This is a genomic window from Paenibacillus sp. 2KB_20 (assembly GCF_052115765.1).
In the GTDB taxonomy this organism is placed as follows: domain Bacteria; phylum Bacillota; class Bacilli; order Paenibacillales; family Paenibacillaceae; genus Paenibacillus_AQ.
On sequence record NZ_JBFRHH010000017.1, the window covers coordinates 97,648 to 104,813 of the forward strand.

The 7,166-nt window shown below is 51.5% G+C and carries 4 protein-coding genes; 3 read left to right on the plus strand and 1 reads right to left on the minus strand.

Annotation, left to right across the window (positions count from 1 at the left end; all coding sequences use genetic code 11):
- Positions 1 to 4: 4 nt before the first annotated feature.
- Together AB4124_RS30220 and AB4124_RS30225 are read left to right on the plus strand one after the other, a co-directional pair.
- Positions 5 to 2,248, plus strand: coding sequence for a heparinase II/III domain-containing protein (locus AB4124_RS30220; protein WP_441975117.1), 2,244 nt, complete (start codon positions 5 to 7; stop codon positions 2,246 to 2,248).
- A complete protein-coding gene (locus tag AB4124_RS30225; RefSeq protein ID WP_441975118.1) occupies positions 2,232 to 4,601 on the plus strand; it encodes a DUF4962 domain-containing protein in 2,370 nt (789 codons plus the stop codon). Before AB4124_RS30220 ends, AB4124_RS30225 begins: the two co-directional genes overlap by 17 nt.
- Positions 4,602 to 4,778: 177 nt before the next feature.
- On the opposite strand, the gene AB4124_RS30230 is transcribed toward AB4124_RS30225, so the two are convergent.
- Complete coding sequence (locus AB4124_RS30230) at positions 4,779 to 5,666, minus strand: AraC family transcriptional regulator (protein WP_441975119.1); 888 nt, start codon at positions 5,664 to 5,666, stop codon at positions 4,779 to 4,781.
- A gap of 187 nt (positions 5,667 to 5,853) precedes the next feature.
- On the opposite strand from AB4124_RS30230, the gene AB4124_RS30235 reads away from it, so the two are divergent.
- Positions 5,854 to 6,894: a Gfo/Idh/MocA family protein gene (locus AB4124_RS30235; RefSeq protein ID WP_441975120.1), complete on the plus strand. Its 1,041-nt coding sequence runs from the start codon at positions 5,854 to 5,856 to the stop codon at positions 6,892 to 6,894.
- Positions 6,895 to 7,166: the final 272 nt, after the last annotated feature.

Genomic DNA, 7,166 nt, shown 5'->3' on the forward strand with positions numbered 1-7,166 from the left:
TTGGATGAAGGTCAAGGCGAAGCTGAACTCGTATGCGTGGAGCGTGCAAACGATCGATATCCTGAAGGCCGAGCTCGATCAAGTCATCGACCGGAGGCTGGATGTTCCCGTTGATCCAGGCGGCTGGTGGCACCAATACGTGTGTCCCGAACATCACACGGAATTGGTGTTTGATTCGCTGGAGGCGGACTGCAGCACCTTTCGTTGTACGTATGGTTGCGAAGTGGAAGGAGAACCGTACAGGGGGGCGTGGCTGGTATTCAAGCATCAGGCCATGGCCCGATACGTCCTGCAATCTGCCGCCGTCTATGCCGGTACCGGAGAGAAGGCTTACGCCGATCTTGGAAAAAAGTTGATTGTCCGCTATGCGGAGCAATTTCCGCTATACCCGGTACATCCCGATGCCCAGCCCTGGATGCTGAAAGGCCGCGCATTCCATCAGGCTTTGACCGAGGCCATATGGGCAACGACATTGCTTCGCGGCTACCTGCTGCTGGAGGATGCGCAAGTGTCGTTCGACGAGGCTGATCGCCGGAAGATTAACCGGTTCTTGCACATGCTCGAGAGCAGCATGACAGAGTATCATCATATTTTGACCCGGGAGCGCGGAAATCCCGAGAACAACTATACCGCCTGGCTGATTGCCGCGCTGTTCAGTATCTATGCAGTACAAGGCGAAACGGAGAAGCTGCGGCAGCTGGTCGTGAAGGAAGGCGGCCTGCGGCATCATCTCAGCATTGCCGTCAGGCCGGATCAGCTTGAATTCGAAGGCAGCATTTATTACCACGTATTCGTACTCCGTGCTTATCTGATTGCTGCGGAAATGGGGACCCGGGTTGGTGAAGAGCTTTTTTCCCTGAGAGGAGGGCAAGGCCAATCCATGCAGGGAATGTTGGGGGTACTTGTTCAATTATCAGGCCAAAACGGCTTTTTGCCTGCACTTCACGACGGTCCTTATTGCAGGGCTCCATATGCGCGAGAAATTGCCGAAATAGCGGAAATCGGTTTATCCGTATTTGGAGACAAGAGCTATCAACGACTGCTAGACAATGTGTATCGTGAACTGAATGGAGAAGCCGGCCGGATTGGCATGCTGGAAGCTCTGTTATACGGAACGGGCCATTGGGATGGAAGATCCGGAGTGGCTTCTTCTGAGACGAAGGGTTCTCATAGGGAGACAGCGGGAGGAGTATGGGAAGTAGGGGACATCATCGAAGTACGAGTTACACGAGAAGTCCAAGAAGCAGGCGATGCAGAACATGCAAACCAAGCAGGTCATGAACTTGAAGGTAATGAAGAATGGGACATCGAAGGCAGAAACGAGAATGACTTGTCCGATCTGTCTACTCTTGCCGTCGTTCTTCCTCACAGTGGATTTGCCCTGTTAAAGTCGCAGCATTCGAATGGGCTTCAGGCGTTAGTCGATTTCGGCCCTCATGGAGGATCACATGGTCACTTCGATAAACTGAATCTGATGATTCATGTCGGGAACCAGCCTCTTTCACCAGACCGTGGAACCGTACCGTACGGTTCGATCCTGAAGAAGGAGTGGTATCCCCATACAGCCTGCCACAATACCGTCTCGGTTGGACGTCGCTCTCAGAATCCGGCAGAAGGCAAATGCATTCGGTATGAATCCGGTACGAAATTCTCCTATCTCTGGGTTCGGGCCGATGAGGCCTACGATCAAGCCTTTCTGGACCGGCATTTGATATTGACGGAAGATTGGCTGCTGGATTGGTTTGAAGTGGAATTGGATGAACCGGCAGCCGTGGATTGGTGGTTCCATCACGTTGGCATGCGACAGCTGAGCGGACTTCAAAATGCTGATCAGGGCCGCGTTAAAACGGATCTTGGATACGAAGATGGATACGCATATGTAAAAGAGAGATGCACCCACGTCTTGTCCCAGGATGGCTTGCAATTCAATCTCCACATTGCCAATGCATCAGGGCCGCTGGCGGTAATCTCATTTATCGCCTTCGAGGGTATGGAATGCTCACAGGTGGAGTCACCTGGGCTTGCTGACGATCCCGGCCGCCTCATGGAAGGAATCCGGCTTCACCGATTAGATTCGAAAGCCCGCTTCATTGCCGTTTACCGTACCGGCACCGAGCCGCTCACATTGGAATGGAACCGGTCGGGAGATGGGGATTGGCTCAGCCTGTCCGATGGAAGGACCGCGAGAAGCTTTACGATGACCAACAACGGGTTGAAGGAGAGGGTACTCGATGAAAACCTTGTTTGAACCGAAAAGCGGATTGTTGTCCGTGCCATATCAACCGGATGAAGAGAGTAAGCTGCTTGAGAATCCTCCTCGTTTCACCTGGATGCCGGGACAACTGGAGAACGACCGTTATATGCTGCAAATTTCGACCTCGCCCTCGTATGAAACGGAAGTGACAACAACGATATCGCCGATTCCCTATAACTTATACACTCCGGAGCAACCTCTGGAGCCGGGTACTTATTATTGGCGATATGCCTTGCTGACCGGGGAGCAAATGGAGGATACGGCAGACTTGGACCATAACCGTTCTTCTTGGAGCCAATCCCGAATGTTTCATGTCCCGGAGGGGCTGCCCGAGACTCCCCTGCCTGGCAGAGAGGAAAGGTACGAACGCACGCATACCGGTCATCCGCGGTTATGGCTGGACGAACAGGGGATTGAGGCGTTCCGGGAAGGTCTCCGAAAGGATGATGATTACTGCGGCTGGCGCGCTTTTTACGAGAAATCGGTCCTTCCGTGGCTGGATAAGCCGTTAATCCCGGAGCCGGAACGTTATCCCGGCAATAAGCGTGTCGCCAAGCTGTGGAGAAAAATGTACATGGATTGCCAAGAAACGTTGTATGTTATCCGGCACTTAAGCGTGGCAGGGGTCATTTTGCAGGATGATGTTTTAATAGCCAAAGCGAAGACTTGGCTGCTCCACGCGGCCCGGTGGGATACGGAGGGAACAACATCCAGAGATTATAACGATGAAGCCGCGTTTCGGATGGTTGGTGCACTTGCATGGGGATACGACTGGCTCCACGATTACCTCAGCGCAGAGGAGATTGATCTCGTCAGGGGAGCTCTTCTGCGACGTACGGAGCAGGTGGCCTTCCATGTGATGGAGCGCTCGAACATCCATCATGTCCCTTATGACAGCCATGCTGTTCGTTCGTTGTCCTCCGTGCTTGTTCCGGCCTGTATTGCCATGCTTCATGAAGAGGCTGAGGCACAGACATGGCTGGATTACACGCTGGAATACTACGCCTGCCTCTATTCGCCTTGGGGCGGAGAAGATGGAGGCTGGGCCGAGGGGCCGCTCTATTGGACAACGGGCATGGCATTTGTGATCGATGCGCTCAATCTCATTCGCAACTACGTATCCATCGATTTCTATCAACGGCCGTTCTTTGGGCGCACGGGCGATTTTCCACTCTACTGCAGCAGTCCGGATACGATCCGGGCCAGCTTCGGGGACCAGTCCTATCTCGGCGAACCCGTCAGTCTGAAGACGGCTTTCAATATTCGCCAGTTTGCAGGCATTACAGGGAATGGATTATATCAGTGGTATTATGAACAAGTAGCTAAGGCGGATACGGACGCCGACTCCAAGTTTTACAATTACGGCTGGTGGGATTTCCGCTTTGACGATATGCTGTATCGGCATGATTACCCTCAGGTGGAAGCTGTTTCTCCTTCTGTTACCGTTCCGTTTTCTATAGATAACGTCTCGGAAGCGAAGGAAGGAACTATCCAAGCCGTCAAATGGTTCCGCGATATTGACTGGGTGGCGATGCATCACCGCATGGATGATCCGGATGAGCACATTATGCTGCTTGCAAAGAGCAGCCGTTACGGCTCCATGAGCCACAGTCACGGTGACCAGAACGGATTCTTGCTGCACGCGTATGGCGAACCTCTCGCAATTGAAAGTGGATATTACATCGCTTTTGGAAGCACGATGCATATGAACTGGCGCAGGCAGACGCGTTCCACGAACAATATTCTCATCGATGGCCATGGTCAGTATGCGGGAAAAGATAAGGTGCTTTGCATCGAAGCCAGCGGAAAGGTCGAGCAAGTAGATGCGTCATCGGGATATGGGTACGCCCGTATGTACGCTACGCAGGCCTATCGGGAGAATGTCCCTTATCTGGAGCGGTATGTGCGTGAGATCTATTTTTTTGACGAATCTTATTTTGTCATCGTGGATACGGTGGATCTTGCCAAGCCAGCCAGCATCGAGTGGCTGTTTCATACCCTGAACCGGATGAAGCTGTCCGGGCAGACGTTTCGGGTGATGGGCAGCAAAGCGGAAATGGAAGGGCGATTCGTGTACTGCTCATCAGGCGATCTATCGCTGAATCAGCATAATCAATTCACTGACGTCGATCCCGAAGAGATTGAAGGGCTGGATAACCAGTGGCATCTGCATGCTGAAACGAAATCAGCCACAAGCCATCGCATCGCGACCCTCCTGGTTCCCATGAGGGCACATGAGAGTAAATACGTCTCATATTTTCTGGACGATCAGGACCATGGGGTTCATATCTATTTCACCAATGAGGATGGGAACACCAGAAAGGTCGAAGTGCTTAAAGCGTATTAAGATGTGGAAGCGCCGATGGGATTAACGAATACCAAAAGACTCAACATACAGCCTTTGCTGGAGTTGAGTTTTTTTTTGCATATAGGAAGCAGTACTGATGCTATGCATGGTGCCAATTTATCATCGTGCAGGGAGCAATCGCAAATAACAGCTAAGGAGTCAGGCTAAACTCGCCGCTTAAATCTGCCTAGCCTGAGAAGGCGTCATGCTCTTGTACTGTTTGTACAGCTTGGTAAAATAATTCGGGTTGCTGCAGCCGACGATGCCGGCAATCTCCGTGATGGTCAACGACCGTTCACGAAGCAGCTTCTCTGCTTCATTCATCCGGGTCAGGTTGACGTAATCGACGAATGTGCGCCCTGTTAAACGCTTGAACATTTTGCAAAAATGAAACGGATTCAAACCGACCTCTGCAGCAGCGGTCTCTACCGACAATTTCTCACCGATGTTGCTCTCGATGTGCTGAATGAGTTTTTTATAACGATCCCGATTCGCAAAATACGGCTCGGCCGACTTCTCCGTGAACTGTGTGGGCATAAATGTACGTGCCAGCAGAACGAACACCGTGTACAGCTTGGACTTGGCAATGAGCTCATAGGCCGGACGGCGGGCAACAAGCTCTTCAATCACTTCATCCAGCAGCGGATAGCAGTCTGCGCCAGCAGGGTGGTTCTCGGCAGGCTTGACCGGGAAACGGAGCTGGCCTTCCATATAGGGAGCAACATAACGCACATGAATCGGATCATGGAGGAAATCATTAAAGAGGGATGCATTCACCACGACACAATCAAATCGCACGTCGCCATCTTCAAGGGCATATCCCACGTGCAGGCTGCCGCCGGGGATGATGATCATTTCTCCAGCCTTTACTTCATACGGAGTTGTATCAATATGGAATACCGCGTGCCCTTGGCGCATGCTAATGATCTCAAAGTGTTCATGCCAGTGGAGATACAGGATACAGTCTTTCGTTTTGGCATGGGAGCAGAAGTTATTAAATACCTGCACAGGATAGGCTTTATAGTCTAGTCTCGTATTTTCATGAAGCTCTTTTGGATTGGACATGTGAATTCACCTCGGACCGCAAGATAAGAGTGGTAATGCACAAGGTTGTATAGAGAAATTGTTGAGTTTCGCCATTATAATGAAGTTGCTTCATTTACATTAAGCCAATATTGGAATGATGACAACGGGTTAGGATGTGAAATTGTAAGCGGTTTACAACATTATGACGTATTCAGGGGGAGTTAGCATGACCACGATATTTAAAGTTGTGATAGCAGGATGCGGCAGTATGGCGAATACATGGGCGGAATATGCGAAAGGGCGAGAGGACGTTGAAATCGTGGGCCTCGTGGATATCCAGGAGAAATTTGCAAAGGCATTTGCCGATCGGCATGGACTTTCTTGTCCCCTATATACCAATATTACGGAGGCCCTTACTTCAAGCGAAGCGAATATCGTATTTGATGTGACCATTCCCGCCAGCCACTATGGGATTAGCACAGCAGCGCTTAAGCACGGGTGTCATGTATTCAGCGAAAAACCGTTAGCGGAATCGATGACGGAATGCCTGGATATCGTGAGGCTCGCAGAGTGGGCAGGCAGAACCCATGCCGTCATGCAAAACCGCCGATTTGATCCGCGAATTCGGGCATACAAGGATTTGATTGAAGGTGGAGTGATTGGAAAGCCCGGGTTCATAGGGGCGGATTTTTTCCTTGGCGCCCATTTTGGCGGGTTTCGGGACCTGATGGACAGTCCCCTGCTGCTTGACATGGCCATTCACACCTTCGATCAGGCCCGAATGATCAGCGGTGCCGATCCGGTATCCGTGTACTGTCAGGAGTTTAACCCGCCGGGTTCCTGGTATGCCGGAAACGCGATGGCGATATGCATCTATGAAATGTCGGACGGCTCCGTGTTCAATTACCGCGGTTCCTGGTGCGCCGAAGGAGCCCAAACCTCCTGGGAAGCCGCATGGCGCGTAACGGGAGAGAAAGGAACGGCGATCTGGGACGGCCATGATGATATTTATGCGGAGATCGTGGCGGAAGGGGATCAATCAGGAAACTTTAACCGGAAGTATGAACGGATTGAAGGGACGCTGCCCGAAATGGAGAAGACCGGACATCACGGCTGCCTGGAAAATATGTTTCATGCTCTCGAAGCCGGCATCAAGCCGGAGACGGATTGCAGCGACAACGTCTACAGCATGGCGATGGTGCTGGCTGCATTGGAGAGTGCCAAGACGGGACGAAAAGTCATGATTTCGGAGTTCATGAAGGGTTGAAGGGAACAAGAGAGAAGCCTTAGGACATTTTGATACAACTTTGGCTGGACGGTAGCCTGCTCATGCAGGTGTTGTTGGGGACGAAAACATATAGGGTAAATGAAGCCGCGGATTCGCGGCTTTTTTGTTATGGCTTTAGCCAGTTGAGTGCGTGAAACGCGCGAAACAAAAAACCACCCGCTATGCGGGTGGAGGGATTGAGGGTTTGACCACTAAGACCATTCCGATAAACTTGAGATGTTCAGGCTCAAAGAAAGGAATGGTCTTAGATG

Coding starts and splice junctions, on each gene's coding strand:
- AB4124_RS30235 (WP_441975120.1), top strand. CDS start 5,854: ATGACCACGATATTTAAAGTTGTGATAGCAGGATGCGGCAGTATGGCG.
- AB4124_RS30225 (WP_441975118.1), top strand. CDS start 2,232: ATGAAAACCTTGTTTGAACCGAAAAGCGGATTGTTGTCCGTGCCATAT.
- AB4124_RS30220 (WP_441975117.1), top strand. CDS start 5: ATGAAGGTCAAGGCGAAGCTGAACTCGTATGCGTGGAGCGTGCAAACG.
- AB4124_RS30230 (WP_441975119.1), bottom strand. CDS start 5,666: ATGTCCAATCCAAAAGAGCTTCATGAAAATACGAGACTAGACTATAAA.